This is a genomic window from Pseudomonas sp. GCM10022186, from assembly GCF_042656385.1.
Taxonomy (GTDB): domain Bacteria; phylum Pseudomonadota; class Gammaproteobacteria; order Pseudomonadales; family Pseudomonadaceae; genus Metapseudomonas.
On sequence record NZ_JBHSOU010000010.1, the window covers coordinates 164914 to 189982 of the forward strand.

Annotated in this window: 26 protein-coding genes; 12 read left to right on the plus strand and 14 right to left on the minus strand. The window is 66.6% G+C overall.

Annotated elements, in window-relative coordinates; all coding sequences use genetic code 11:
- Positions 1 to 175 precede the first annotated feature (175 nt).
- Positions 176 to 1093 (minus strand): 4-hydroxyphenylacetate catabolism regulatory protein HpaA, encoded by a 918-nt coding sequence (gene hpaA, locus ACFPU0_RS07310; RefSeq protein ID WP_377692189.1) that lies wholly within the window; start codon positions 1091 to 1093, stop codon positions 176 to 178.
- 166 nt (positions 1094 to 1259) lie between these two features.
- Between hpaA and ACFPU0_RS07315 the strand changes: the two genes are divergently transcribed.
- From ACFPU0_RS07315 to hpaI, 7 genes are all read left to right on the plus strand, one after another.
- Complete coding sequence (locus ACFPU0_RS07315) at positions 1260 to 1919, plus strand: fumarylacetoacetate hydrolase family protein (protein WP_377692190.1); 660 nt, start codon at positions 1260 to 1262, stop codon at positions 1917 to 1919.
- Positions 1920 to 1929: 10 nt separating this feature from the next.
- On the plus strand, positions 1930 to 2700 hold the full coding sequence (locus tag ACFPU0_RS07320) for a fumarylacetoacetate hydrolase family protein (protein ID WP_377692191.1): 771 nt from the start codon (positions 1930 to 1932) through the stop codon (positions 2698 to 2700).
- 5 nt (positions 2701 to 2705) lie between these two features.
- Complete coding sequence (hpaE, locus tag ACFPU0_RS07325; RefSeq protein WP_377692449.1) at positions 2706 to 4166, plus strand: 5-carboxymethyl-2-hydroxymuconate semialdehyde dehydrogenase; 1461 nt, start codon at positions 2706 to 2708, stop codon at positions 4164 to 4166.
- 86 nt (positions 4167 to 4252) lie between these two features.
- Positions 4253 to 5176 carry a 3,4-dihydroxyphenylacetate 2,3-dioxygenase gene (hpaD, locus tag ACFPU0_RS07330; protein WP_377692192.1) on the plus strand — a complete coding sequence of 308 codons (924 nt, stop codon included), beginning with the start codon at positions 4253 to 4255 and terminating at the stop codon, positions 5174 to 5176.
- An 11-nt stretch (positions 5177 to 5187) separates the two neighbouring features.
- A complete protein-coding gene (locus tag ACFPU0_RS07335) occupies positions 5188 to 5580 on the plus strand; it encodes a 5-carboxymethyl-2-hydroxymuconate Delta-isomerase (protein WP_377692194.1) in 393 nt (130 codons plus the stop codon).
- Between the two features lie 111 nt (positions 5581 to 5691).
- Positions 5692 to 6495, plus strand: coding sequence for a 2-oxo-hept-4-ene-1,7-dioate hydratase (gene hpaH / locus ACFPU0_RS07340; RefSeq protein ID WP_377692195.1), 804 nt, complete (start codon positions 5692 to 5694; stop codon positions 6493 to 6495).
- A 93-nt stretch (positions 6496 to 6588) separates the two neighbouring features.
- Positions 6589 to 7392 carry a 4-hydroxy-2-oxoheptanedioate aldolase gene (hpaI, locus tag ACFPU0_RS07345; RefSeq protein ID WP_377692196.1) on the plus strand — a complete coding sequence of 268 codons (804 nt, stop codon included), beginning with the start codon at positions 6589 to 6591 and terminating at the stop codon, positions 7390 to 7392.
- Between the two features lie 172 nt (positions 7393 to 7564).
- Here the strand turns inward: hpaI and ACFPU0_RS07350 are convergent, their stop codons facing one another.
- The 5 genes from ACFPU0_RS07350 to ACFPU0_RS07370 form a co-directional block, all read right to left on the minus strand.
- Positions 7565 to 8503 carry a p-hydroxyphenylacetate 3-hydroxylase reductase component gene (locus ACFPU0_RS07350; protein WP_377692197.1) on the minus strand — a complete coding sequence of 313 codons (939 nt, stop codon included), beginning with the start codon at positions 8501 to 8503 and terminating at the stop codon, positions 7565 to 7567.
- A 101-nt stretch (positions 8504 to 8604) separates the two neighbouring features.
- Complete coding sequence (locus ACFPU0_RS07355; RefSeq protein WP_377692199.1) at positions 8605 to 9774, minus strand: p-hydroxyphenylacetate 3-hydroxylase oxygenase component; 1170 nt, start codon at positions 9772 to 9774, stop codon at positions 8605 to 8607.
- A 310-nt stretch (positions 9775 to 10084) separates the two neighbouring features.
- Entirely contained in the window at positions 10085 to 10507 is a 423-nt protein-coding gene (gene hpaR, locus ACFPU0_RS07360; protein ID WP_377692200.1) for a homoprotocatechuate degradation operon regulator HpaR, read from the minus strand.
- Between the two features lie 105 nt (positions 10508 to 10612).
- The gene (locus tag ACFPU0_RS07365) at positions 10613 to 11935 is read right to left on the minus strand and encodes an APC family permease (RefSeq protein WP_377692201.1); all 1323 of its coding nucleotides are present in this window, start codon (positions 11933 to 11935) and stop codon (positions 10613 to 10615) included.
- Between the two features lie 86 nt (positions 11936 to 12021).
- Entirely contained in the window at positions 12022 to 12837 is an 816-nt protein-coding gene (locus ACFPU0_RS07370; RefSeq protein WP_377692202.1) for a carbon-nitrogen hydrolase family protein, read from the minus strand.
- A gap of 134 nt (positions 12838 to 12971) precedes the next feature.
- On the opposite strand from ACFPU0_RS07370, the gene ACFPU0_RS07375 reads away from it, so the two are divergent.
- Entirely contained in the window at positions 12972 to 13760 is a 789-nt protein-coding gene (locus ACFPU0_RS07375) for a helix-turn-helix transcriptional regulator (protein ID WP_377692203.1), read from the plus strand.
- Between the two features lie 130 nt (positions 13761 to 13890).
- Here ACFPU0_RS07375 and ACFPU0_RS07380 read toward each other — a convergent pair whose 3' ends face one another.
- The 5 genes from ACFPU0_RS07380 to ACFPU0_RS07400 all read right to left on the minus strand — a co-directional run bounded on the left by ACFPU0_RS07380 (position 13891) and on the right by ACFPU0_RS07400 (position 19184).
- The gene (locus ACFPU0_RS07380; RefSeq protein ID WP_377692204.1) at positions 13891 to 14136 is read right to left on the minus strand and encodes a DUF2790 domain-containing protein; all 246 of its coding nucleotides are present in this window, start codon (positions 14134 to 14136) and stop codon (positions 13891 to 13893) included.
- A gap of 180 nt (positions 14137 to 14316) precedes the next feature.
- Positions 14317 to 15228 carry an efflux RND transporter periplasmic adaptor subunit gene (locus ACFPU0_RS07385; protein ID WP_377692205.1) on the minus strand — a complete coding sequence of 304 codons (912 nt, stop codon included), beginning with the start codon at positions 15226 to 15228 and terminating at the stop codon, positions 14317 to 14319.
- Positions 15229 to 15235: 7 nt separating this feature from the next.
- Positions 15236 to 15436, minus strand: a complete 201-nt coding sequence (locus tag ACFPU0_RS07390) for a DUF1656 domain-containing protein (protein WP_377692207.1) — start codon at positions 15434 to 15436, stop codon at positions 15236 to 15238.
- On the minus strand, positions 15426 to 17666 hold the full coding sequence (locus ACFPU0_RS07395) for an FUSC family protein (RefSeq protein WP_377692208.1): 2241 nt from the start codon (positions 17664 to 17666) through the stop codon (positions 15426 to 15428). The genes ACFPU0_RS07390 and ACFPU0_RS07395 overlap by 11 nt, the downstream gene beginning before the upstream one ends.
- A gap of 9 nt (positions 17667 to 17675) precedes the next feature.
- Positions 17676 to 19184 (minus strand): efflux transporter outer membrane subunit, encoded by a 1509-nt coding sequence (locus ACFPU0_RS07400; RefSeq protein WP_377692210.1) that lies wholly within the window; start codon positions 19182 to 19184, stop codon positions 17676 to 17678.
- Between the two features lie 179 nt (positions 19185 to 19363).
- Here ACFPU0_RS07400 and ACFPU0_RS07405 point away from each other — a divergent pair, with 179 nt between their 5' ends.
- Positions 19364 to 20320, plus strand: a complete 957-nt coding sequence (locus tag ACFPU0_RS07405) for a LysR family transcriptional regulator (protein ID WP_377692211.1) — start codon at positions 19364 to 19366, stop codon at positions 20318 to 20320.
- Between the two features lie 275 nt (positions 20321 to 20595).
- Here ACFPU0_RS07405 and ACFPU0_RS07410 read toward each other — a convergent pair whose 3' ends face one another.
- Positions 20596 to 21510, minus strand: a complete 915-nt coding sequence (locus ACFPU0_RS07410; protein ID WP_377692212.1) for a LysR family transcriptional regulator — start codon at positions 21508 to 21510, stop codon at positions 20596 to 20598.
- A gap of 120 nt (positions 21511 to 21630) precedes the next feature.
- On the opposite strand from ACFPU0_RS07410, the gene ACFPU0_RS07415 reads away from it, so the two are divergent.
- Positions 21631 to 22230: a short chain dehydrogenase gene (locus tag ACFPU0_RS07415; protein WP_377692213.1), complete on the plus strand. Its 600-nt coding sequence runs from the start codon at positions 21631 to 21633 to the stop codon at positions 22228 to 22230.
- A 7-nt stretch (positions 22231 to 22237) separates the two neighbouring features.
- Here the strand turns inward: ACFPU0_RS07415 and ACFPU0_RS07420 are convergent, their stop codons facing one another.
- The gene (locus ACFPU0_RS07420) at positions 22238 to 22633 is read right to left on the minus strand and encodes a DUF488 domain-containing protein (RefSeq protein WP_377692215.1); all 396 of its coding nucleotides are present in this window, start codon (positions 22631 to 22633) and stop codon (positions 22238 to 22240) included.
- Between the two features lie 66 nt (positions 22634 to 22699).
- Here ACFPU0_RS07420 and ACFPU0_RS07425 point away from each other — a divergent pair, with 66 nt between their 5' ends.
- Positions 22700 to 23371: a COG3650 family protein gene (locus ACFPU0_RS07425; RefSeq protein WP_377692216.1), complete on the plus strand. Its 672-nt coding sequence runs from the start codon at positions 22700 to 22702 to the stop codon at positions 23369 to 23371.
- Positions 23372 to 23468: 97 nt separating this feature from the next.
- Positions 23469 to 24467 carry a type I glyceraldehyde-3-phosphate dehydrogenase gene (gap, locus tag ACFPU0_RS07430; RefSeq protein WP_377692217.1) on the plus strand — a complete coding sequence of 333 codons (999 nt, stop codon included), beginning with the start codon at positions 23469 to 23471 and terminating at the stop codon, positions 24465 to 24467.
- On the opposite strand, the gene ACFPU0_RS07435 is transcribed toward gap, so the two are convergent.
- On the minus strand, positions 24464 to 25030 hold the full coding sequence (locus tag ACFPU0_RS07435) for a GNAT family N-acetyltransferase (RefSeq protein ID WP_377692218.1): 567 nt from the start codon (positions 25028 to 25030) through the stop codon (positions 24464 to 24466). The two genes, gap and ACFPU0_RS07435, sit on opposite strands and share 4 nt — an antisense overlap.
- Between the last annotated feature and the right edge of the window lie 39 nt (positions 25031 to 25069).

Sequence of the window (25069 nt, forward strand, 5' to 3'; positions counted from 1 at the left end):
CCCACCGTCGGCGCAATCCTGTAGGGGCGAATTCATTCGCCAAGCAGGACGCAGTCCTGCCGTAAGGGTGGAGCTGAGCCTGCGAAGCCCAATGTTTCGTCGCCCGGAACGATCATTGGCCGCGCTTCGCTTGGCGCCAACCTGCGAAAGCTCAACGTAGGGCGAAGACTTCACCTCAACGCCACGCCTCTTCCTTGTCCCCCGCCCTGCGCTGGCGGTACTCGCCCGGCGACATGCCGGCATTGCGGGCGAAGAAGCGGCTGAAATAGGCCGGGTCCTTGAAGCCCAGCAGGTAGCAGATCTCGTTGGCCGAGCTGCCGGTGAACAGCAGCAGGCGCTTGGCCTCCTGCATCACCCGGTCGTGGATCAGGCGCTTGGACGGCAGGTCGGCGAGGCGCCGGCAGATATCGTTCAGGCGCGCCTCGGTCACGCCCATCTGGCTGGCGTACTGACCGAGGGACCAATGTTCGCGGTAGTGCGCCTCGATCAACCCATTGAAGCGATGGAACACCTGCAGGTCCTCATGGCGCGCCGGCTGCGCCTTGAGCGAGCGGGCCGACAGGCGCAACAGGCTGATGAAGATCAGCCGCGTCAATGCCGACAACGCCGCCTCGCGCCCCGGCCGCTGGGCGCCGAACTCACTGCGCAGCTGGTCGAACATCCGGTCCAGGCGCTGCGCCTCCTCGCGGTACTCCTCCCCCAGCTCGGCGAAGGCCACGCACACCGGCGCGATCTGCGGCCCGTCGGCCAGGCCCTGCTCGGCTTCGAGCAAGGGCCAGACCAGTTGCTGGCGCACGGTGAGCACGTGGCCGTCGGCGTCCTGCTCGGTGACGAAGGCATGGGGAATGGTCGGCGGCGTGAGGAAGAACAGCGGCCCTTCCTGGCGGTACTGCTGCTCGTCGAGGTAGACCCGCACCGCACCGCTCTTCACGTAATGCACCTGGAAGAAGCGGTCGTGACGGTGCACCGGCATGTTGCGGCCGAAGAAGTCCGCCAGCTTGCCGAGGGCCTCGTAGTGCACCTCGGCGTCGGCGTAGCGCTGGTCGTAGACCTGGCCGATGTTGATGTTTGGAATGGGTTGGCGCTCTGCCATGGCGACCTTTCTCCGCTGCTTGCGCACAGCTTCGGTGACCGGCGGCAAGCCGACAAGACTTGACGTTCATTAACATGTTAAATATAACGTTAATACATTAACGAAACCCTCGTTCACGGGTGGCGATCCGTCACGCTCCACCCGCTTTTTTCCACAGGAGACGACCATGCGCCCCGCACTCGACCAAGTCGCCACCGGCACCCTGTTCGGCGTTGAGCTGAACTACCGGGGCCTGCTGGCGAGCCGTCTGGACGAATTCCAGCAGCCGCCCTACCAGAAGCCGCCGGTCAAGCCGGTGCTGTTCATCAAGACGCCGAACACCCGCAACGGCCATGGCCAGCCGGTGGTGTATCCGCAAGGCGTGGAGCACCTGCAGCCGGGCCCGGCCCTCGGCGTAGTGATCGGCCGGAGCGCCAGCCGCGTGCGTGCCGCAGACGCCCTGGCCCATGTGGCCGGCTATGTGATCGTCAACGAGTTCAGCCTGCCGGAAGAGAGCTACTACCGCCCGGCGGTGAAGGCCAAGTGCCGTGACGGCTTCTGCCCCCTCGGCCCGGAATTCGTCCCCGCCGCCGAGGTGCCGGACCCGCACGCCCTGACCCTCAAGCTCTTCGTCAACGGCCAGCTGCGCCAGGAGAACAGCACCGCCAACCTGGTGCGCGGCATCCCGCAGCTGATCGAGGAAATCAGCGAATTCATGACCCTGCACGAGGGCGATGTGCTGATCACCGGCACCCCGGAAGGCCGCGTCGACGTGCAGCCGGGTGATCTCGTGGAAGTGGAAATCAGCGGCCTCGGCCGCCTCGCCAACACCCTGGTCGCGGAATAAGGAGCCCGAGATGAAACACGCACGCATCCGTTACCAGGGCGAAGTCCACGCCGTGACCGTGGAAGCGGACAACGCCGTCCGCCTCACCGATGGTCGCCTGTTGGCCGAAGACCAGGTCCAGTGGCTGCCGCCAGCCACCGGCAGCATGTTCGCCCTGGGGCTGAACTACGCCGACCACGCCGCCGAACTGGCCTTCAAGGCGCCCACCGAGCCGCTGGCCTTCATCAAGTCGCCGGGCACCTACACCGGCCACAACCAGGTCAGCTGGCGCCCGGACAACGTCGCCTACATGCACTACGAGTGCGAACTGGTGGCGGTGATCGGCAAGCCGGCGCGCAACGTGAAGCGCGAAGACGCCCTCGCCTACCTGGCCGGCTACACGGTCTGCAACGACTACGCCATCCGCGACTATCTGGAGAACTACTACCGCCCCAACCTGCGGGTGAAGAACCGCGACGCCACCACCCCGGTCGGCCCCTGGATCGTCGACGCCGCCGATGTGGCCGACCCGATGAAGCTGAAGCTGCGCACCTGGGTGAACGGCGAGCTGAAGCAGGAAGGCACCACCGCGGACATGATCTTCGACATCCCCTACCTGATCGAATACTTCTCCAGCTTCATGACCCTGCAGCCGGGCGACATGATCGCCACCGGCACGCCGGAGGGCCTGGCCGACGTGGTGCCGGGCGATGAGGTGGTGGTGGAAGTCGAAGGCGTGGGTCGCCTGGTCAATCGCATCATCAGCGAAGGCGAGTTCTTCGCCCGCAAGCAAGAGGCATGAGCAGCATGATCAAGCACTGGATCAACGGCCAGGAAGTCGAAAGCAAAGAGACTTTCGTCAACTACAACCCGGCTACCATGGAGCCCATCGGTGAAGTCGCCAGCGGTGGTGCCGAAGAGATCGCCGCCGCCGTGGCCGCCGCCAAGGACGCTTTCCCCAAGTGGGCCAACACCCCGGCATCGGTCCGCGCCCGACTGATGCGCAAGCTGGGTGAGCTCATCGACCAGAACGTACCCCACCTGGCGGAGCTGGAGACCCTGGACACCGGCCTGCCGATCCACCAGACCAAGAACGTGCTGATTCCCCGCGCCTCGCACAACTTCGAGTTCTTCGCCGAGGTCTGCACCCGCATGGACGGCCACAGCTACCCGGTGGACGACCAGATGCTCAACTACACCCTGTACCAGCCGGTGGGTGTCTGTGGCCTGGTCTCGCCGTGGAACGTGCCGTTCATGACCGCCACCTGGAAGACCGCGCCTTGCCTGGCACTGGGCAACACCGCGGTGCTGAAGATGAGCGAGTTGTCTCCGCTGACCGCCAATGAGCTGGGTCGCCTGGCCCTGGAAGCGGGTATCCCGAAAGGCGTGCTGAACGTGGTGCAGGGCTTTGGGGCCACCGCTGGCGACGCCCTGGTCCGTCACCCGGACGTGCGCGCCATCTCCTTCACCGGCGGCACCGCCACCGGCCGCAAGATCATGCAGACCGCCGGCCTGAAGAAGTACTCCATGGAACTGGGCGGCAAGTCGCCGGTGCTGATCTTCGACGACGCCGACCTCGACCGCGCCCTGGACGCCGCGCTGTTCACCATCTTCTCGCTGAACGGCGAGCGCTGCACCGCAGGCTCGCGGATCTTCATCCAGGAGAGCGTCTACGACCGCTTCGTCGCCGAGTTCGCCGCCCGCGCCAGGCGCCTGATCGTCGGCGACCCGCAGGACCCGAAGACCCAGGTCGGCTCGATGATCACCCAGGCCCACTACGACAAGGTCACCGGCTACATCCGCATCGGCATCGAGGAAGGCGCCACCCTGCTGGCCGGCGGCCTGGAGCGCCCGGCCAACCTGCCGGCGCACCTGTCGCGCGGCCAGTTCATTCAGCCGACGGTGTTCGCCGATGTGGATAACCGCATGCGCATCGCCCAGGAAGAGATCTTCGGCCCGGTGGTCTGCCTGATGAAGTTCAAGGACGAGACCGAGGCGCTGCGCCTGGCCAACGACACCGAGTACGGCCTGGCCTCCTACATCTGGACCCAGGACATCGGCAAGGCCCATCGCCTGGCCCGTGGCATCGAGGCCGGCATGGTGTTCATCAACAGCCAGAACGTACGCGACCTGCGCCAGCCGTTCGGCGGCGTGAAGGGCTCCGGCACCGGCCGCGAGGGCGGCCAGTACAGCTTCGAGGTGTTCGCCGAGATCAAGAACGTGTGCATTTCCATGGGCAGCCATCACATTCCCCGTTGGGGCCTTTGAGGCAATCACCGAATAATGGAGGGGAATGCGTTCCCCTCCCGTGCCGGCGTGCAACCGACCGAACAACAAAATCAGGAGTCAACGTCATGGGCACTGTCGCTCTCGCCGCCAAGATCACCCACGTCCCGTCCATGTACCTGTCCGAACTGCCGGGCCCGCGCCAGGGCTTCCGCCAGGCCGCCATCGACGGGCACATCGAGATCGGCCGCCGCTGCCGCGAACTGGGGGTGGACACCATCGTGGTGTTCGACACCCACTGGCTGGTCAACGCCAACTACCACATCAACTGCGGCCCACACTTCAAGGGCCTGTACACCAGCAACGAGCTGCCGCACTTCATCAGCAACATGGAGTACGAGTTCCCCGGCAACCCGCAGCTGGGCCGCCTGCTGGCCGAGGAATGCAACCGCCTCGGCGTGGAAACCATGGCCCACGACGCCACCACCCTGGCCCCGGAATACGGCACCCTGGTGCCCATGCGCTACATGAACGCCGACCAGCACTTCAAGGTCATCTCGGTCTCGGCGCTGTGCACCTCCCATTACCTGAACGACAGCGCCCGTCTCGGCTGGGCCATGCGCAAGGCGGTGGAAGAACACTACGACGGCACGGTCGCCTTCCTCGCCAGCGGCTCGCTGTCCCACCGCTTCGCGCAGAACGGCCAGGCGCCGGAGTTCGCCACCCGGGTCTGGAGCCCCTTCCTGGAAACCCTCGACCACCGCGTGATCCAGATGTGGCAGGACGGCGACTGGGAAGACTTCTGCGCCATGCTCCCGGAGTACGCGGCGAAGGGCCACGGCGAAGGCTTCATGCACGACACCGCGATGCTGCTGGGCGCCCTGGGCTGGTCGAAGTACGACGGCAAGGCCGAGATCGTCACCCCCTACTTCGGCTCCTCCGGCACCGGCCAGCTCAACGCCGTGTTCCCGGTCACCCCGCAGGACGGCTCCGCCATCCCCGCCGCCCAGGCCTCGAATCCGGCCGGCAACACGTCCGGCAGCCGCCTCTGAGGAGCGCCGTCATGCCCCACTTCATCGCCGAATACACCGACAACATCGAAGCCGACGCCGACCTGCCGGGCCTGTTCGAGAAGGTCCACGCCTGCCTGGACGAGTCCGGGGTGTTTCCCCTCGGCGGCATCCGCAGCCGCGGCGTGCGCCTGGACACCTGGCGGATGGCCGACGGCAGGCACGACTACGCCTTCGTCCACATGAGCCTGAAGGTTGGCAGCGGCCGCAGCCTGGAAACCCGCCGACAGGTCGCCGACGCGCTGTTCGAAGTGATCAAGGCGCACTTCGCCGAACTCCAGGCTCGCCGCCTGCTGGCACTGTCCTTGGAGATGAGCGAGCTGAACGCCGAGCTCAACTACAGGCAGAACAACGTCCACGCCTTCCTCAAGAACCAGGGCGCGTAGCCCCTGTAGGAGCGAGTTCTACTCGCGATCCCGGTCGTTGGGGTTATTCGCGAGCAGAGCTCGCTCCTACAGAAGCAATCCTGGCACCACAGCCGATCCAAGGAACCCCCCATGCTCGACGCATCCATCATTCAACAGGCCGCCGCCCGCCTCGACGCCGCCGAGCGTTCCCGCGAGCAGGTGCGCCAGTTCTCCCTGGACCATCCATCCATCAGCATCGACGACGCCTACGCCATCCAGCGCGCCTGGGTGCAGCAGAAAATCCGTGACGGCCGCAAGCTGGTCGGCCACAAGATCGGCCTCACCTCCCGCGCCATGCAGGTGTCGTCCAACATCACCGAGCCGGATTACGGTGCGCTGCTGGACGACATGCTGTTCGACGAAGGCAGCGACATCCCCTTCGAGCGCTTCATCGTGCCGCGCGTGGAAGTGGAGCTAGCCTTTATCCTCGGCAAGCCCCTGCGCGGCCCCAACTGCACCGTCTTTGACGTGCTGGACGCCACCGAATGGGTGATCCCGGCGCTGGAGATCATCGACGCGCGCATCCAGCAGGTGGACCCGGACACCAAGGTCACCCGCAAGGTGTTCGACACCATCTCCGACAACGCCGCCAACGCCGGCGTGGTGATGGGCGGCCGCGCCGTGCGCCCCAGCGAGATCGACCTGCGCCGGGTGCCCGCCATTCTCTACCGCAACGGCGTGATCGAGGAATCCGGCGTCTCCGCCGCCGTGCTCAACCACCCGGCCAAGGGCGTCGCCTGGCTGGCCAACAAGCTGGCGCCCTACGACGTCACCCTGGAAGCCGGGCAGATCATCCTCGGCGGCTCCTTCACCCGCCCGGTGGCGGCCGCCCCCGGCGACACCTTCCACGTCGACTACGACCAGCTGGGCTCCATCGCCTGCCGCTTCGTCTAATGGGGCGTCGGCCCGGTGCTGGCTGTAGAGAGTGTGGCAGCTCCTCCCACCGCCAGCGCCGGCGCCGCCCCCACCTTCTTCATGGAGATGCCAATGTCACTCCCCATCAATCGCTTCAAGGCCCTCCTACATTCCGGCCAGCCTCAGATCGGTCTCTGGCTCGGACTCGCCGACGCCTATTGCGCAGAGCTGGCGGCCAACGCCGGCTTCGACTGGCTGCTGCTGGACGGCGAGCATGCGCCGAACGACCTGCGCAGCCTGCTGGCCCAGCTCCAGGCCATCGCGCCCTACCCCGCCCAGCCGATCATTCGCCCACCCGTTGGTGATGCGGTACTGATCAAGCAACTGCTGGACATCGGCGCCCAGACCTTGCTGGTGCCCATGGTGGAGTCCGCTGAGCAGGCCGCCGAGCTGGTACGTGCCATGCGCTATCCACCCTTCGGCATCCGCGGTGTCGGCAGTGCTCTGGCCCGCGCCTCGCGCTGGAACAGCATCCCCGGCTACCTCGACCAGGCTGACGAGCAGATGTGCCTGCTGGTGCAGATCGAGAACCTCGAAGGCCTGGCCAACCTGGACGTCATCGCCGCCGTGGACGGCGTCGACGGCGTGTTCATCGGCCCAGCCGACCTCTCCGCCGCCATGGGCCACCGCGGCAACCCCGGCCACCCGGAAGTTCAGGCCGCCATCGAAGACGCCATCGTCCGCATCCGCGCCGCCGGCAAGGCCGCGGGCATCCTCTCGGCCGACCAGGCCCTGGCACGCCGCTACATCGAGCTTGGCGCCGCGTTCGTCGCGGTGGGGGTGGATGCCACAGTGCTGATGCGCGGGCTGCAGAGCCTGGCGGGAGCGTTCAAGGGGACGCAGGAACCGGTGGGCGGGGGTGGTGGGGTGTATTGAGCGCCCCGGCAGCTTCCTGTAGGGGCGAATTCATTCGCCAAGCAGGACGCAGTCCTGCCGAACGAAGCCCGACGTCCAGACACGCCCCTGATTCGTTGGGCTTCGCAAGCTCAGCCACAACCCACAAAAATGGCGCCCCATGGGGCGCCATTGTCTTTTCCGGGTAATGCCTTCACCCCAACGCAATCACCGCCCTGAGCATCTGCTTGAAGGTCTCCACCTGCTCCTCGCTGAACTGCGCGAACACCTTGTCCTGCTGCTCGCGGGCGATGCGCCAGAGCGCCTCGGCCTGCTCCACCCCGGCCGGGGTGAGCACATAGCGCTCGCCGGCATCGGCCACCATGCCCTTGCGCTTGAGGATGGCCACGGCTTCCTCGATCTCGCGCCTGGGCATCGCCACTTCCCGCTGCAGGTCGCAGAGGTCGAGGCCGGCGTCGTTCTCCAGGACCATCAGCATGCGCGCCTCGCTAGTGCGCAGGCCGGTGGAAAGCTGTTTGGGCTGGTAGTCGGCCTGGTAGCCGCGCACCGCCTGGGTCATCAGGTAGTAGAGGTTGTGGGAAAGGCGTCCCTGGAAGGCGCTGGAAGCCGGCTGGCCTTCCGTCTTCTGGGTCATGCGGGTATGCGGCAGGACCATGGAATAGGCGCCCTGGTGATAGAGCAGCGGTGAGCGGCCGAGATCGTCGAAGGCCAGCACCTTGCCGATGAGGATGACGTGGTCGCCGCCATCCACCTGCTGGTGCATCTCGCACTGGAAGCGCGCCGCGCAGTCGGGGAACAGCGGCGCGCCGCCGATGCCGCTGTCGAAGGCGACGCCCTCGAACTTGTCGTCGCGCGGGCGGGCGAACTGGTTGGACAGGTCGATCTGATCGGCGGCGAGGATGTTCACCGCGAAATGGCTGGCCTGCTGGAACACCGCCAGGCTGCTGGAGCGCTTGTCGATGCTCCAGAGGATCAGCGGCGGTTCCAGGGACACCGAGTTGAAGCTGTTGGCGGTGACCCCGGCGCGGGTGCCGTCGGGCGCGGTAGCGGTGACTATGGTGACGCCGGTGGCGAAGTTGCCCAGGGCGCGGCGGAAGGCACGGGAATCGAAAAGGCTTTCTTGGGAGGACATGGCGCAGCTCCTGGCGGCCGCCTCATGGGACGGCCGCGCAATCGTTCGAAGGGGGCGGCGCGGAGCCGCCCGGCAAGCAGGTGAGGGATGGGGGCCAGGACTCAGACCATGGAAGGATCGGGCTCCAGGCCCATCAACTCGCGGCCGAGGATCTGCGCGCAGACGTCGTAGTCGGTATAGGCATGGGCACCGGTCATGTGCGAGTCGCGGAACAGCCGCTGCATCTCGTTGTTCTCGAACCAGGCGGTGCCGCCGGCCGCTTCGAACAGGCGGCCCACGGCCTGGATGCACATCTTCACCGCATAGGCCTGGTTGGTGCGCCAGAAGGCCAGGGTCTCGCGGCTCGGGTACTGGTGGCGCTCGCCGTGCTCGGCGTGCTCCTGCCAGGTCTTCTCGAGGAAGGCGCGGGCGGCGGCCACCTGGTGGGTGGACTCGGCCAGGCGCATCAGCGCCGGGGTGGCGGTGCCGACGCTGACGCCGGTGTAGGCGCGCACGCGGTTCCTGGTCTTCTCCTTGAAGGCCTCCAGCATGCGCTCGGCGATGCCCAGGCTGATGGCGGCGAAACCGCTGGCGAAGTACGGGCGGTAAGGCGCGTAGAAGATCTTGCTGTCCGGGTAGAGGCCGAAACCGGCGGACTTGCCTTCCATCATGTCCTTGGCCGCCTGGATGCGGTGGTTGGGCACGAAGGCATCCTTGACGATCAGGGTCTTGGTGCCGCTGCCCTTCATGCCGGCGGCGAACCAGTCGTCGCGGATCTGGTAGTCGCTGCGCGGCAGCACGGCGAAGCAGTAGCTGAGCTCGCCTTCGGCGCTCTTCCGACGGCAGCCGACGATGGCCCACTCGGCGTGGTCGCTGCCGCTGCTCCAGCCCATCTCGCCGTTGAAGATCACCCCGCCTTCCACTTCCTCCACCTTGCCGAACGGCGCGATGGAGCTGCTGGCGGTGGCGTCGGGATTCTCGCCCCAGACCTCTTCCTGCAACTGCGCGGGGAACATCGCCAACTGGTGGCTGTGGGTGCACAGCAGGCTGAAGGCCCAGGCGGTGCTGGCGCAGGCGCCGGCCAGGGCGACCACGCAATCGGCGAACTCCGGCAGGGAGATTTCCATGCCGCCGTACTTCTTCGGCTGCAGGGCCCGGTGCAGGCCGATGCCCTTGAGCATGGCGATGTTCTCGTCCGGAACCTGGCGAAGCTGCTCCGCCTTCGAGGCGTTGGCGGCAATGGCCGGCAGGATGGCCTTCAGGTCATCGAGGAGAGGGTTTGGCTTTTTCATGTCGGAGCCCTGCTTATTGTTAGAGGTGGCGCCGCCGGGCCGAAGCGGTCCTGATAGCCGGATCAGGCGCTGCCGAGAGGCGATAACCCAGGTGGGTGCAGGGCGATTATGGGATGGAGGGCAAGCCCTCAGAATGGACGTTACGAAGTCTCGATTGCACTTTTCATGGGGATGGTCTCGCACAGAACAGGTAGGGTGAAAATCCTCGAAGAGGATTTCCACCATCAGCGAACTGCGAGAACCTCGCCCTATCCTGCCGGCAAAAGCCGGTGGACCGGTAAAGCGTGGTCCACCCTACATGGGCCTGGCCTCAGGGCTTGATCTGCTTGAACTCGTTGAGCAGGTCGAAGAGCTGCTTGAGCTTGGCCTCGCCGAACTGGTCCTGGATCTTCTGGTAGTTGGCTTCCATCCCTGAGCTCATGGAGACGAAGCACTGCTGGCCCTTCTCGGTCAGGTTCACCAGCACGCGGCGCTGGTCCTGCGGGGCCTTGCGCCGCGCCACCATGCCGTCGCGTTCCAGGCGCGCCAGCACGCCGGTCATGCTCGGCTTGAGGATGCAGGCGAGGTCGGCCAGTTGGTAGCTCTCCAACTCGCCGTGCTGGCGCAGGAGACGGATCACCCGCCATTGCTGTTCGGTCAGGTCGTGCTGGTTGAGCAACGGGCGGAAGAAACTCATGGCCGCTTCGCGGGCCTGCAGCAGGGTAAGGGTCAGGGAGGGGCGGGTTTCGGGCATGTTGGAGAGGGTCCGGGACTGTATCGTGAAGATTTTAATGAAAATATCCGCACTCTCGCAGCCCGGCAAGACGAAGGGGCGAACCGGCTGGCCGCCCCTTTTGCCTCAAGCCTCCTCGAAACTCAGCTCCGGCGGCTGGCGGCGGAAGCCGCCGGTGAGCCAGCCGAGGTAGATCACGCCGATGGCCAGCCAGGACAGGCCGAGGATGATCGCCAGGTGGTCCAGGCTGACCATCAGCCAGAGCGTCGCGACCATTCCCGTCAGGGGGAACAGCAGGAACTGCACCAGCTCGCGAGGGCCGCGGCGCTGGCCGTTCAGCCAGTAGTGGAAGATCACCGAGAGGTTCACCAGGGTGAAGGCCAGGAAGGCGCCGAAGTTGATGAAGGAAGTGGAAGTGGTCACATCCATCCGCAGTGCCAGCAGCGCTACCACGCCGCAGAGGACAATGCTGCCCACGGGGGTGCCGAAGCGCTCGCTCAGGCGGCCGAACAGGGATTGCGGCAGTACCCCGTCGCGGCCCATGGCGAACAGCAGGCGCGAGGCGCTGGCCTGGGCCGAGAGCCCCGAGGTGAACTGCCCGACGATCAGGCCGATGAGGAAGATCGACACGAAGACATCACCGCCGATATTGCGGGCGATTTCATAGGCCGCCGAATCCGCGCTCTGGAATTCGGTGGAAGGATGGGCCAGCTGCACGAAGTAGGAGGTAGCGATGAAGATCAGCCCGCCGATCAGGGTGATCAGCAGGATGGCCCTGGGGATGGTGCGGCGCGGGTCGCGGGTTTCCTCGGTGAGGGTGCTCACCGCGTCGAAGCCGAGGAAGGAATAGCAGGCGATGGCCGCCCCGCTCATGATCAGCGGCAACTGCATGCCTTCCCTGAGGAAGGGTTCGAGCGACCACAACGGCTTGCTTGCATCCCCCAGCACGTAGTGGACGCAGAGCGCGACGAAGGCCAGCAGTACCAGGAACTGCACCAGCATCAGCGCGCCATTGACATTCTTCGCCAGGCGCAGGCCCACCACGTTGATCGCGGTGGTCACGCCGATGAAGGCCAGCACCCAGACCGCCTGGGGCACCGCCGGGAAGGCCGAGTGCAGGTAGGCCGCGCCGATCAGCCAGATGGCCATGGGCAGGAACAGGTAGTCCAGCAGTACTGCCCAGCCGGCGAGGAAGCCCAGCTTGGGATTGATGGCCTTGCGCACGTAGCTGTAGGCCGAGCCGGCCACCGGGAAGGCGGCGGCCATGCGCGCATAGCTCAGGGCGGTGAAGAGCATGGCCACGGAAGCCGCCACGTAGGCCGCCGGTACCAGGCCGCCCGTGGTGTCGGCGAGGATGCCGAAGGTGCCGAGGACGATGATCGGGGTCATGTAGGCGATGCCGAAAAGCACCACCGACCCCAGCGACAGGGTGCGCTGAAGATGAGCCATTACCGCTACTCCGAATTGTTGGTTGTTGTGGCAGAGCCGATGTCGGCGTGAAACGACCGCCCTGCGGATGGGGCGACCAAAAGGAATCAGGGAATCAGCAGCTCGCGGCGGCCATCGGCGTGCTCGATGCGCTCGCCCGGCAGCTGCAGGCGGCGCTCGTCGAGGTAGCGGTAGTCGCTGCGCGCGGTCTCGAGTCGGTCGAGGTCCAGCTCGACGATCTGCCGGCACTCGTCACGGCCGGCCTCGCAGAGCAACTGGCCGAAGGGGTCGACCACCGCGCTGCCGCCGGCGAACACCAGGCCGCCGTCGCCTTCGCCGACGCGGTTCACCATCACCGCGAAGGCCTGGTTTTCCTGGGCGCGGGCCATGATCGCGGTGCGATGGGTGGGGCCGTAGGGGTCCATGTTGCCGTTGGTCACCAGGATCAGCTCGGTACCCAGTTGGCCGAGGGCGCGGGCGCTTTCCGGGAACTCGATGTCGAAGCAGATCAGGATGCCGACGCGGATGCCCTTCCACAGCGCCGTGGCATAGCGATCTCCGGGGGTGAAGACGCCACGGTCCGACGCCCAGAGGTGGGTCTTGCGGTAGCGCAGGGCGATGCCTTCCGGGGTGATCAGCAGCGTGGTGTTGTAGAAGGTGCCGGCGTCGTTCTCCGCCACGCCCACCACCACCGCGACGTTGCGCTCGCGAGCGGCGCGCTGCACCGCTCGCACGCTGGGGCCATCCAGCGGCTCGGCGATGGCGGCGACGTTCCCGGCGGTGGGGAAGCCGGTCAACTGGGTTTCCGGGAAGACCACCAGGTCGGTATCCGGCGCACAGGCGGCGATGGCCGCCAGGGTGCGTTCGAGGTTGTAGGCGGTATCGCCGTCACGGCCGGCGAGTTGGACGAGTTCGACCTTCATGGGTGCTCCTGGTTCTTGTCAGCGGGCGGGCAGGCGTCACAATGCTCGGCACTCGCCCTGGCATGTCCGGAGTATGGTGCGCGTCGGGGCCTGGGGTAATTACGCAGGCGTGGTAACCCATCGGGGGTAGAAACATGAGTCTGACCTTGCAGGACATCGCCTGGCACCAGGCCGTCGGCCGACTGATCGAGCAGCTCGACCGGCCCGGATTCTGGCTGGCCCTGGTGCGCCTGCTGGAGCAGTACGTGCCCTTCGACAGTTGGGTCGCCCTGCTCTTCAGCGACGGCCGGCCCCAGGTATTCGCCGAATGCCCGGGCGCCGACGGCGGGCCCGACCCGCTGTTCCAGGACTACCTGCGCGGCCTCTACCAGCTGGACCCCTTCTATATCGCCAGCCGCGAGCACAACACCGGCGGCCTGTTCCGCCTGGCCGACGTGGCACCGGAATGCTTCGAACAGACCGATTACTACCAGCGTTACTTCCGCCTCAATGTGGTGGCCGACGAGGTGCAGCTAAACGTGCCGCTGGAGGGCGGACGCACCCTTTGCCTGTCCCTGGGCTCGCGGCAGGCGTTCAGCCCGGAACAGCTCGCCCTGCTCGGCCTGATCCAGCCCTGGGTCGCCGGGCTGATGCGCCAGCGCATGGGCTTCGAGAAGGAACTCATGGCCAGCCCGCCACCGCCCGCGCCGGCCTGGCAGGAGCAGTTGGAGGCGGCCGGGCAGAAGGTGGAAACCGCCCTCACCGCCCGGGAACTGGAAGTCGCCCGGCTGATGCTCAGCGGCTGCTCCAGCAAGGAGGTGGCGCGCAAGCTGGATATCTCCGCCGAGACGGTGAAGGTCCACCGCAAGCACATCTACAGCAAGCTGGGGATCAAGTCGCAGTCGGAGCTGTTCGGGCTGTTCCTGAAGGCGCAGCAGGGGTGAACCGGGAACAATGGGGCGGGTTTGTCTGTAGGGGCGAATTCATTCGCCAAGCAAACCGAAGGTTTGCCCTGCGACCTCAATGGGGCCGCGTTGCGGCCCTTGGCGAATAAATTCGCCCCTACAATTCAAATCAACCGTTACTGCAACCCTTGCCGAAGACCATATATTCGATGCGGTGAACTTTCCCCTGATGGTCTTCGTAAGTCATATAGGCGGGTACTATTCCGCAAACATCTGGAATTTCGCTGCGCGAGAGGACCTTGGCGATATCCAGTTCCATCCCGTAGTGATACTGCTCAATGGCAGAGTCCACCGGCTCTTCAGCCAGAGCGAACGCGGACATGCCGGCCAGCGCCAGCAAGGCAAAAGCTTTCATTGGATAGTTTCCCGAGTGCCTGGAAGTTAGAACTTCGACCAGCTCTCCACGAACTGGCCGAAGGTACAGCGCAACACCTTTCGGTGATGTTTTACGGCAGCAAGCGCCTCGTCGTGGGAGGCGGGATCATTTTATTTATCGGGAAACTTTCTAAACAGCGTCGAATACAACAAGGACTATTTACTGTGCGAACAACAATCCGTTGAGAAAGCCGGAAGTTTCCGGTTCACGGCCCTTCTCCCCGATCACCACGGTGCAGGTCATGCCGGCGGCCAGCAGTACGCCTTCGGGTACCTCGTCCAGGTGGATGCGCACCGGCACCCGCTGGGCCAGGCGCACCCAGTTGAAGGTGGGGTTCACGTCGGCGATCAGTTCGCGGCTTTCCGGGTTGTCGCGGTCGTAGATGCCCCGGGCGATGCTGTCCACATGGCCGAGGATGCGCTCGCCGCTCATCAGCCGCAGCTCGGCGCGATCGCCCACGCGGATGTGCGGCAGGCGGGTCTCCTCGAAGTAGCCATTGACGTAGAAGGAGCGGTCGTCCACCAGGGCCATGCTGGCTTCGCCACGTTCGGCGTAATCGCCCTTGTAGACGTTGAGGTTGGTGATATGCCCGGCTACCGGCGCGCGGACTTCGGTGCGCGCCAGGTTGAGCTTCGCCGCATCCAGCGCGGCCAGTGCCTCCTGGTACTCGGCCAGGGCGGCGGCAGCCAGGTGGCCGGCATCCTCGCGGCTTTCGCGGGACACCACCAGGTCGTCCATATCGGCGCGGCGGTCGGCGTTGACCTTGCGCATCTCCAGCGCCGCCTTGCGTGCCGCCACCAAGGCCTCGGCCTGTTTCACCGCCACCTCGTAGTGGGACGGATCGATGCGCAACAGCAGGTCGCCGGCCTCGACCTGCTGGTTGTCGCGCGCCGGCACCTCCATGACCAGCCCGGCCACATCAGGGGCGATGTTGATCACGTCGGCGCGTACCCGGCCGTCGCGGGTCCAGGGGGAGTCCATGTAGTGCAGCCAGAGGGTCCGTACCAATAGCGCCGCCAGCGCGAGGATGAGCAGGGTCGCGCCGACACTGATGATTCGTTTCAGGGACATGGGGGCCTCAACGGTAGATGGTCAGCGCCAGGGCGCCATACAGACAGGTGAACAGGCCTACGCGCAGCAGCGCCGGGTGCCAGGCGTGGCGGTAGAGACCGCACCAGGCGAAGAGGCGGTCCAGCCCCCAGCCGAGCAGGAAGGCGACCAGGAACAGGACGGTCAGGCTCGGCAGGTAGACGCCGTGCAGGGCGATTTCACGCGGCATGGGCGACTCCTTGCAGGCGCGCTGGTTCGTCTTCGCCGGCCAGGGGATTCTGCGGGTCGAGCAAAGACGTACGAATGAAGTGCAGGTAGCTCTGCAGTCGGCGCAGGGGCGAGGTGTCGAACTGCGGCGCGCAGGGCTCCGCGGTGCCGCGCACGCTGTCGATGGCCTGCTCCACGGCGAGCAGGGCGCGCTGGCGGTTGGCTTCCGAGGGCTGGATGAACAGCCGCACCAGGGCCCGCCCCATGGCGCGGATGGCATTGCGCCAGGGCATGGATTCGGCATAGCAGGACAGCGCCGGCAGGCGTGCCTGCTCCAGGCGCAGTTCGATTACCGCGTGGCCCACCTCCTGCACCAGGAACATCCAGCGCAGCAGCTGCCGCTGCACGTCGGGACGGCCGGCGGAGTACAGGTAGGCCTGGTTCAGCAGGTCGCGGGTGCCGCTTTCGAAGCCGGATACCAGGCCCTTCATCCGCCCGCTCACGGCACGCACCACGCACATGCGCAGGTCGCGCTCCAGGCGCCGCCAGAGCCAGGGGCGGTCGGGCGGCAGGAGCACGGCGGCGGCGGCGGTGGCCAGCGCCATGGACAGCACCGAGGCGAGGTACTCGTTGAGCACCCGGTGCGGATCGAACAGGGCCTGGTTGGCCGGCATGGAGGTCATGCTGAACCACACCAGCAGGCCCAGCCCGGCGCCGGCCCACTGCGGCCGCGCGAGCAGGTAGGCGCCGAGGGCGACCACCGGGGCCAGGGCGCAACAGAGCAAGGCGAAGCCATCGATCTCGGGCAGCACCCGGAAGGTCATGAAGATGCCGAGGAGCGCGCCAGCGCTGGCGCCCAGGGTGAGTTGCAGCGACAGGCGCCTGGGGTTCGAGGACGAGGACGCCAGGGCCGAGACCATGCCGATGGTCATGGCGAAGGTGCCGCCGCTGGACCAGGCGGTGGCCATCCAGAACACACTGAGCAGCAGGATCAGCAGGCTGCTGCGCAGCCCGGCCACCGCGGCGGCCACGGCGTTGGCGCGGGGCCGGAAGCTTTCCCGCCATTGCTCGCGGACATGGTGGTCCTCCAGCAGCGAGGCATGGGTCTGGGCGTAGTTGTGCAGGTCGTCGGCGAAGCGGTAGAGCAGTTCGGCGGCGGTGTCGTAGTCCAGGCCCTGGGCCTCGCTGGGCTGCTGCATGGCCAGTCGTGCGCGGCCAACGCGGATCAGTTGCATCAGCTCCTGCTTGCAGGCTTCCAGGCGAGTGGCCAGTTGCGCCGCGTCGGCCTCGCTGCTGAGGCGGTAGCGCAGCGGCGCCAGCAGGCCGGAAACTTCGGCGAGGCAAGGCTGCAGCGCCTCCAGCACCACACCACCACCGTAGGAGCCAGCTCTGCTGGCGAAATTCTCCGACGCGGAGCCTTCGCGAGCAGAGCTCGCTCCTACAGAAGCGCCCGGGTTGCCGGCCAGGCGCCGCAGCAACTGGTGCAGGCCGTGGAAGCGGGTGGAGAGCACCATGAACTCGTTGTTCAGCCGCGCCAGGCGACCGCTGCGCATACGCATGTGCGGGTCTTCGAAGGCGGTGGCGCTGCGCATGTTCTCCAGGCTGACGGCCGCGGCGGCGAAGCGCGCGTTGCTGGCATCGAAGCGCGCGGTATCCAGCCCGCCGGCCAGCCCTTCGCAGGCGAAGGCGGCGAAGTCGCGAAAGCGTCCGTGCAGGGTATTGCGCAGGTCGGTGCTGGTGCTCTGCGGCAGGATCAGGCCATTGACCAGGCCGGTGCAGAGAATGCCCAGGCTGATTTCCAGCACTCGCCAGAGCGCCAGCATGAAGGCGTCGTCGGGGTGGCTGGTGGCCGGCAGGCCGATCATCACCGCCGTGTAGCCGGCCAGCACGCAGGCGTAGCCGCGAAAGTCGCGATAGCGTGCGGCACCGGCGGTGCACAGGCCGATCCAGATGGCCAGGCAGAGCATGAACAGCACCCGCTCCTGATTGAACAGGGCGATCAGCGCCACCATCACCGTCAGCCCCAGCAGGGTGCCGATGATGCGGTAGAAGCTCTTGGCCAGGACCTGGCCGCTCTGCGGCTGCATGACGATGAACACGGTGACCAGCACAGTGCCCGGCTGCGGCAGCTCCAGCCGGTAGGCCAGCCAGAGGGCGAGGAAGGCGGTGAGCAAGGCCTTGAAGATGAAGGCCCAGGTCAGGCCGTCACTGCGCGCCCACTCGGCCAGCGCGCGGTTGAAGGTTTTCACCATGGAGAGTCCTCAGGGCTTGGGGAGAAAGCGCAGGCGCGGTTCCTGCGGCGCCAGGCTGGCGTCGGAAGGACCGGAGGGCTCGGCCAGCGCGCCGCCGCCGAGCGCCAGCAACAGGTCGGCCTGGGCGCCCAGCAGCGCCGCGCGCACCTGCTGTTGCTGGAGCTGGCGCTGGAACAAGGTGGGCTGGGTTTCCAGCACGGTATCGAAGCCGGTGAGGCCACGCTGCTGGGCCAGCAGGGCGAGGTCGCAGGTCTTCTGCGCGGCGGCCACCCCCTCGGCGGCGAGCTCCTGTTGCTGATGCAAGGACTCGATGCGCACCAGGGCGTCGGCCACCTGTTGCAGGGCATCGACCAGGGTCTGGTTGTACGCCTCCACCGCCAGGTCGTAGTCGGCGGCGGCGACGCCCAGCTGACCGCGGCGCAGTCCGCCGTCGAACACCGGCAGGCTGAGGGCAGGGCCGAGGTTGTAGGTGAGCTTGTCGTAGCGCAGGAAATCCAGCACACCGCCCTGGGTGGCATTGGAACCGATGCCGCCCAGCAGGTTGACGTTGGGGTAGAAGCCGGCCTCGACGACCTCGATGCCGCGGGCCTCGGCCGCCACCTGCCAGCGGCTGGCCACCAGGTCCGGACGACGGCCGAGCAGTTCCAGCGGCAGTTGCGCCGGCAAGCCGGGCAGGCGTTGCAGATCCAGGCTTGGCCGCGCCAGGCGGGCGCCCTCCCCCGGGCCCTTGCCGGCCAGGGCGGCCAACTGGTTGCGCGTGAGGGCGATGGACTCGTTCAGGGCGTCGAGCTGCCGATGGGTTTCCGGCAGCGGCGCCTCGGCGCGGCTGACTTCCAGCCGGGTGCCGATACCGTCGCGCAGTCGCTGTTCGGCCAGGCGCAGGATTTGTTCCTGCTGTGCAAGACTGGCTTCGGTTATGTCTTTCTCGGCATGCAGCAGGGCCAGGCGGATGTAGCTGCGCACCAGGTTGCCCTGCAGTTCCAGCGCTGCCAGGCGCGCCTCGGCCACGGCCACCCGGGCCTGGTCCAGGGCCCGGTGGCTGCGGCTGCGCTCACGGCCCCAGAGGTCGAGGTCATAGGAGAAACCCAGCAGGCTGGTGTTGTTCCAGCTGGTGGTACGGGCCAGTTCGCCGGGGCCGTAGAAGAAATCGTGGGGCCAGCGCTTGCGCTGCAGGTTGGCCTCGAGATCGACCTGGGGCTGCTCGGCGGACTCCACCACCCCGGCCAGGGCGCGTGCCCGACGCACCCGTGCGGCGGCCATGGCGAGGGTCGGGCTGCCGGCCAGGGCCTGTTCCATCCAGGCGTCCAGTTGCGGGTCGCCATAGGCACGCCACCACTGGGCACTGGGCCAGGCGGCGTCCCGTTCGGCACGGCGCAGGGCCGGGCCGGGGTCGAGCCGGGCGGCGTCCAGGCGCTCGGACTGGGGCGCGATACCCTGGCTGTCGATACAGGCGGAGAGGAGCGAAACAACGGCGAACAGACTGGCACGGGCGACACCGGGCCAAGGATTGCGGTGCACTGCGGCATATCCTGAGGGCTGGGAAACCAGGGGTGGAACCTGGAACGGCGGCGATTCTATTGCTGGGGATTGCCCAGGATAAGGCGACGGATAGATAAAGGATTGTGTACTGAATCGGCCATAATCCACCGACATACTTCGTGACAAAATTTGCGTCCCTTCCCGGGCCAGGACCCTAAATGGACATCCTTTTCAACATGCGCGCCTTCGTCTGCGTGGCGGAGACCGGCAGCTTCACCGCTGCTGCCCAGCGCATGGACCTCACCACCTCCTACATTTCCCGCGCGGTGGCCACCCTCGAAACCCACCTGCGCACCCGCCTGCTGCACCGCACCACCCGCCGCATCGCCCTGACCGAGGCCGGCCAGCGCTACCTGCTGCGCTGCGAGCAGATCCTCGCCTACATCGAGGAGGCTGAAGCCGAGGCCAGCGAGGCCCACGCGCGGCCGGTGGGCAACCTCAAGGTCCATGCCATGACCGGTATCGGCCAGCATTACCTGATCAAGGCCATCGCCCAGTACAGCGAGAAGTACCCGGACGTGAGCTTCGACCTGACCCTGGCCAACCGCACCACCGACATCCTCGACGAGGGTTACGACATCTCCGTGGTGATCGCCCAGGAGCTGCCGGACTCAGGTTTCATTTCCAAGCAGTTGGGCACCACCTACAGCGTGCTCTGCGCTTCCCCCGGCTACATCGAGAAGCACGGCGCACCGCGCCTGCCCTCGGAGCTGTCGAAGCACCGCTGCCTGCGCCTGGTGAACAACGTGATGTCCCTGGACAAGTGGCTGTTCGACGGCCCGGACGGCCAGGAGATGGTCAGCGTCAACCAGACGCATTTCCAGGTGAACACCGCGGACGCCATGACCGAGGCCATCAAGGCCGGCATGGGCGTCGGCGTGCTGCCCGTGTACTCGGCCATCAGCGGCCTCAAGGACGGCAGCCTGGTGCGCGTGCTGCCCAACCACAGCCTGTTCCCGCTGGGCATCTACGCCCTCTACCCGTCGCGGCAGTTCCTCGATGCGAAGATCCGCACCTGGGTGGAATTCCTCCGCGAGTTCCTGCCGGAACGGGTCGCCGCGGATGAGAAGTCGGTGGCGGAGTACAGCTTGCGCCTGGGAACCCCTCGCTCCTGATTTCGGACGCCCCTACAGGAAGAGCCCGACCGTCGCCCCCTGCCCCATCCCCCCACCTGGTCAAGGACCGTAGGATGGGTTGAGCCTGCGATACCCATCGATTGGAGTTGATGGGTATCGCTTCGCTCAACCCATCCTACGAGCTGATTTCGGACGATCCGTTGTAGGGGCGAATTCATTCGCCAAGGACAGCGCAGCTGGCCCATTGGCAGTCAGCAGGGCAGCCCTTCGGCCTGCTTGGCGAATGAATTCGCCCCTACAGGAAAAGCGGCTCCTTACATCTGCGCCTTGTCCAGCATCCGCCGGCTGCGCTCGAACCAGGCCAGCAGGTAGTCCGCCAGCACCTGGGTGCGGCGTGGCAGGCCGGCCTGCCAGGGATGCACCAGGAACACCGGGGTCTGCCGGGTCTGGTAGTCCCGCAGCAGCCAGACCAGGCGGCCATCGGCCAGTTCGTCGTAGACCATGTAGGACGGCAGCCGGGCTATGCCGGCGCCGGCCATGGCGGCCTTCTTCAGCAGGCTGTAGTGGTTGCTGGCCAGCGCACCGGCCACCTTGACCCGCTCCAGGCGGTGCTGGCGATGGTAGAGCCATTCCTCGAAGCCACTGTAATGGGTGTTCAGCAGGCACTGGTGCCCCGCCAGGTCCGCCGGCTGCAATGGCTCGCCATGGCTGGCCAGGTACGCTGGAGTCGCGCAGGTGATTTCCTGCAGGGAGAACAGCGGCCGTGCCACCAGGCGCTCATCGAGGTCCATACCCGAGCGGATGGCCAAGTCGAAGCCTTCGGCCAGCAGGTCGCGGTAGCCGTTGTGCAGGTCCAGTTCGACGCGGATCTGGCCGTACTGGCGGGTGAAGTCCAGCAGCAGCGCATCGAAGAAGGTTTCGCCAAGGGACACCGGCACGGTGAGGCGCACGCAGCCCGCCAGCTCCTCCTGCAGCCGACGCACCGATCGCCGCGCCCGTTCGGCCTGGGCCGACAGCGCCTGGGCTTCAGGCAGCAGCGCCGCACCGGCGGCGGTCAGGTCCAGGCGGCGGGTGGTGCGGTGCAGCAGTGCGGCGCCCAGGCCCTGTTCCAGCAACCGCATGCGCTTGGACAACTGCCCTTTGCTGCAGCCCAGGCGCTCCGCCGCGGCGGTGAAGCTGCCGGCCTCCACCAGCACTGCGAAAGCTGCCAGATCGTCCATTTCGCTCATGATGAATGCTGCCCCATTGTTTCCATCTGAAAACCAAAGTTTTCCAATTGAATGGATTATCGACCATAGATGGGACTCTACACTTAACAGAACGACATCGGACAACCCTGGAGCCACCCCATGAAAATCATCCTCGTCGGTGCCAGCGGCACCATCGGCAGGGCCATCGACAATGAACTGAAGGAGCGCCATGAGATCGTTCGCGTCGGCCATAGCAGCGGCGCCCTGCAGGTGAACATCACCGATTCGGCATCGATACGCCGCATGTTCGAGCAGGCCGGTCCCTTCGACGCGCTGATCAGCGCGGTGGGCAAGGTGCATTTCGGCGCGCTGGCTGAAATGAGCGAAGTGGAATTCGCCATCGGCCTGAAGGACAAGCTGATGGGCCAGGTGAACCTGGTGCTGATCGGTCGCGAGTTCGCCAACGATGGCGCCTCCTTCACCCTGACCTCCGGAATCCTCAGCGATGACCCTATCCGCTATGGCACTTCGGCCAGCCTGGTCAACGGTGCCATCGACGCCTTCGTGCGCAGCGCCGCCCTTGAGCTGCCCCGCGGCATGCGCATCAACAGCGTCAGTCCGACGGTGATCGAGGAGTCCCTGCCGGGTTACGCGCCCTTCTTCCGCGGCTACAAGGCAGTGCCGGCGGCCCTCGCCGCGCTGGCATACGCCAAAAGTGCCGAAGGCGCACAGACCGGCCAGACCTATCGCGTCTGGTAACCGCCTCCTACAGCTCGCCGGCGTAGCACACCGGCGAGCTGGGCGGCCCGCCCCGTTCCAGTTCCTCCTCGAGGAACTCGGCCAGCACCACGGCATTGTTGTGCGACTCGTCCTTCGCCGCGAAGAGCAGCGTCAGGGTGCCTTTGCGCGCCATCTCCAGCAGTCCTTGCCAGTGCTCGGGATGGGCCGCCAGCTCGGCGCGGTAAAGCAGGCGGAACTCGTCGAACAGTGCCGGATCGTGGCAGAACTGCTTGCGCAGGTTGTCCGACGGTGCCACCTCGCGCAGCCAGGCGGCCAGCCCCAGGGCGTCCTTGCGGCAGCCGCGGGGCCAGAGACGGTCCACCAGCACCCGTAAGCCATCCTTCGCCTCCACCGCTTCATACACCCGCTTGCATTGGATCATCCGCCTTCACCCTTGAGCTGGGCGCCGCGCACCGGTACCTTGGCCGCTCCCTGAAGGAGACCCCCGATGCGCCTTGCCCGCCCCCTGTTGTTCAGCCTCTTGCCCCTCTTCGGCGCCTGCCAGATGTTCGCCGAGAAAGCCCCTGCCCCCGCCGCCAACCTGGTGCGCCTGCAGGGTGAGCTGAGCGTAGACGCTGGCCAGGTGATGTTCAGCCCCTGTGGCGAGAAACGCCGCTTCGCCCTGGTGGACAGCGGCGCCACCGGCCTCCTGCCCGAGGCGGCCAACCTCGCGGCGGATGGTCCCGGCACCCTGTTCGCGGATATCCGCGCGAGCATGGGGCCGCCCCGGGTACAGGGCGCCGACGGCCAGTTGGACCTGCAGAAGCTCTACCGTCTGCAACGGGAAGGCCATGGCTGCGACGACCTCAACTTCAAGCGCCTGCTGCTGCGCGCCAACGGCCACGAGCCGGATTGGCACATCAGCGTCAGTGGCAAGGGACTGGTGCTGGACCGCCCGGGACAACCGTCCCTGGCCCTGCCCTACATGGAAGAACAGCTGCCGGACGGCCGCTTCAACCTGTCCAGCGAAGCCAACGGCCAGCGCCTGGAGCTCTGGGTGGCCCCGCAACGCTGCGTCGATGGCATGAGCGGCGCAGTCCAGCACCTGACCGCCGAGCTGCGCCTGGACGGCAGGCCGCAACGAGGCTGTGCGTCCTTCGGCGGCTCCCGCGACGACTGATCCGGCGGCAGCTGCCGGGCGTTTCCCGCACAACCGCGGCCACCCTTCCGGCCCTTCGTCGCTAAGCTGAACGAAGGACAACCGGAAGGAGAACACCATGCTGCGTATCGCCCTGAATGGATACGGGCGCATCGGTCGCGCCCTGGTTCGTGCATCGTTCGAGCGCGGCCTCGACCAGCGCCTGCGTATCGAAGCCATCAACGACCTCGGCGACTTCGAGTCGCTGGCCCACCTCACCCGCTTCGACTCCACCTTCGGCCGCTTCCACGGCCATGTCGCCCTGCACGACGAGCATCTGCAGATAAACGGCCAGACCATCCGCCTGCTGCGCGAACGCGACCCGGTGAACCTGCCCTGGCACCAGCTGGGCGTGGACCTGGTGCTGGAGTGCTCGGGCAAGATGAAGAAACGCCCACAGGTGGAACAGCACCTCACCGCAGGGGCGCCCCGCGTGCTGCTCTCCCACCCGCTGGACAGCGCTGACCTGACGGTGGTCTATGGCGTCAACCATGAGCAGTTGGGCAGTCAGCAGATCGTCTCCAACGCGTCCTGCACCACCAACTGCCTGGCCCCCCTGGCCATGCTGCTGCACCGCGGGATAGGCATCCGCAGTGGCCTGGTGACCACGGTGCATGCCTACACCAACGACCAGAACCTCCTCGACAAGAGCCACAGCGACCTGTATCGCGCCCGTGCAGCGGCCGTCTCGATGATCCCCACCAGCACGGGCGCGGCCAAGGCCATTGGCCTGGTGTTGCCGGAACTGGCCGGTCGCCTGGACGGGCTGGCGGTACGGGTGCCGATCCCCAACGTGTCGCTGCTCGATCTTTCCTTCATCGCCGAACGCCCGGCCAGCTGCGAGGCCATCAACGCCACCCTGGAAGCCGGCGCCCGCGACCTGCCGCCAGGGGTGATGGAGTGCAATGCGCTGCCGCTGGTGTCCAGCGACTTCAACGGCCACCCGGTTTCCTGCGTGGTCGACCTCAATCACACCCGGGTGCAGGGGGACCTGGTGAAGGTCCTGGCCTGGTACGACAACGAATGGGCGTTCGCCAACCGCATGCTGGATGTGGTGCTGGCCTGGCTGACCCCCTAGCGGACAGCCTCGTCCGCGCACCAGTGACAGAGGGTGGTACGGCGTGAACCATTGGGACGACGGGACGGATCGTCGAAGGTCGTCACTTCGCGGAAGCCGGCCTTGCGCATCATGCCCGCCGACCCGAGGTTCTCCTCGTGCCGCTCGATGTAGATATCCGCCGCCCCCGACGCCGCCAGGCGCGCCATGGCGGCCTGCAGCAGGCGAGTGCCCAGCCCCTTGCCTGCCAGGTCGCGACGCACGACCGCCTCGCACACATAGCCCTGCGGCAGGTCCCGGCGTTCGTCGGGCTGATGGGCATGGAAATCCCGGCAGAGATAGAAGCTGACGAAGCCCACGGGCCCACCCTCCAGCTCCGCCAGCATCGCGCCGACCGAACCATCGGCGATGCCTTCCAGGTGGGCGCGCACCTCGTCCGGGGGCAGGTGGTTCCAGGGATTGGGACCGTGCTCGAGGATCAGGGCGTACAGCTCGGGGATATCGCCGGTCCCGGCCGGGCGAATGGGGGGCTCCCCGGCCGTGGCGTTCAGTCCGGTACGTCGATCGGCGCCCTGCTGCTCCATGCTTCACCTCCGGGAGAAAACGCCAGTCTAGTCAGGCGA

Bases quoted from the DNA above. Each gene is read 5' to 3' on its own strand.
- hpaA (WP_377692189.1), bottom strand. From the start codon at position 1,093: ATGGCAGAGCGCCAACCCATTCCAAACATCAACATCGGCCAGGTCTAC.
- ACFPU0_RS07315 (WP_377692190.1), top strand. From the start codon at position 1,260: ATGCGCCCCGCACTCGACCAAGTCGCCACCGGCACCCTGTTCGGCGTT.
- ACFPU0_RS07320 (WP_377692191.1), top strand. From the start codon at position 1,930: ATGAAACACGCACGCATCCGTTACCAGGGCGAAGTCCACGCCGTGACC.
- hpaE (WP_377692449.1), top strand. From the start codon at position 2,706: ATGATCAAGCACTGGATCAACGGCCAGGAAGTCGAAAGCAAAGAGACT.
- hpaD (WP_377692192.1), top strand. From the start codon at position 4,253: ATGGGCACTGTCGCTCTCGCCGCCAAGATCACCCACGTCCCGTCCATG.
- ACFPU0_RS07335 (WP_377692194.1), top strand. From the start codon at position 5,188: ATGCCCCACTTCATCGCCGAATACACCGACAACATCGAAGCCGACGCC.
- hpaH (WP_377692195.1), top strand. From the start codon at position 5,692: ATGCTCGACGCATCCATCATTCAACAGGCCGCCGCCCGCCTCGACGCC.
- hpaI (WP_377692196.1), top strand. From the start codon at position 6,589: ATGTCACTCCCCATCAATCGCTTCAAGGCCCTCCTACATTCCGGCCAG.
- ACFPU0_RS07350 (WP_377692197.1), bottom strand. From the start codon at position 8,503: ATGTCCTCCCAAGAAAGCCTTTTCGATTCCCGTGCCTTCCGCCGCGCC.
- ACFPU0_RS07355 (WP_377692199.1), bottom strand. From the start codon at position 9,774: ATGAAAAAGCCAAACCCTCTCCTCGATGACCTGAAGGCCATCCTGCCG.
- hpaR (WP_377692200.1), bottom strand. From the start codon at position 10,507: ATGCCCGAAACCCGCCCCTCCCTGACCCTTACCCTGCTGCAGGCCCGC.
- ACFPU0_RS07365 (WP_377692201.1), bottom strand. From the start codon at position 11,935: ATGGCTCATCTTCAGCGCACCCTGTCGCTGGGGTCGGTGGTGCTTTTC.
- ACFPU0_RS07370 (WP_377692202.1), bottom strand. From the start codon at position 12,837: ATGAAGGTCGAACTCGTCCAACTCGCCGGCCGTGACGGCGATACCGCC.
- ACFPU0_RS07375 (WP_377692203.1), top strand. From the start codon at position 12,972: ATGAGTCTGACCTTGCAGGACATCGCCTGGCACCAGGCCGTCGGCCGA.
- ACFPU0_RS07380 (WP_377692204.1), bottom strand. From the start codon at position 14,136: ATGAAAGCTTTTGCCTTGCTGGCGCTGGCCGGCATGTCCGCGTTCGCT.
- ACFPU0_RS07385 (WP_377692205.1), bottom strand. From the start codon at position 15,228: ATGTCCCTGAAACGAATCATCAGTGTCGGCGCGACCCTGCTCATCCTC.
- ACFPU0_RS07390 (WP_377692207.1), bottom strand. From the start codon at position 15,436: ATGCCGCGTGAAATCGCCCTGCACGGCGTCTACCTGCCGAGCCTGACC.
- ACFPU0_RS07395 (WP_377692208.1), bottom strand. From the start codon at position 17,666: ATGGTGAAAACCTTCAACCGCGCGCTGGCCGAGTGGGCGCGCAGTGAC.
- ACFPU0_RS07405 (WP_377692211.1), top strand. From the start codon at position 19,364: ATGGACATCCTTTTCAACATGCGCGCCTTCGTCTGCGTGGCGGAGACC.
- ACFPU0_RS07410 (WP_377692212.1), bottom strand. From the start codon at position 21,510: ATGAGCGAAATGGACGATCTGGCAGCTTTCGCAGTGCTGGTGGAGGCC.
- ACFPU0_RS07415 (WP_377692213.1), top strand. From the start codon at position 21,631: ATGAAAATCATCCTCGTCGGTGCCAGCGGCACCATCGGCAGGGCCATC.
- ACFPU0_RS07420 (WP_377692215.1), bottom strand. From the start codon at position 22,633: ATGATCCAATGCAAGCGGGTGTATGAAGCGGTGGAGGCGAAGGATGGC.
- ACFPU0_RS07425 (WP_377692216.1), top strand. From the start codon at position 22,700: ATGCGCCTTGCCCGCCCCCTGTTGTTCAGCCTCTTGCCCCTCTTCGGC.
- gap (WP_377692217.1), top strand. From the start codon at position 23,469: ATGCTGCGTATCGCCCTGAATGGATACGGGCGCATCGGTCGCGCCCTG.
- ACFPU0_RS07435 (WP_377692218.1), bottom strand. From the start codon at position 25,030: ATGGAGCAGCAGGGCGCCGATCGACGTACCGGACTGAACGCCACGGCC.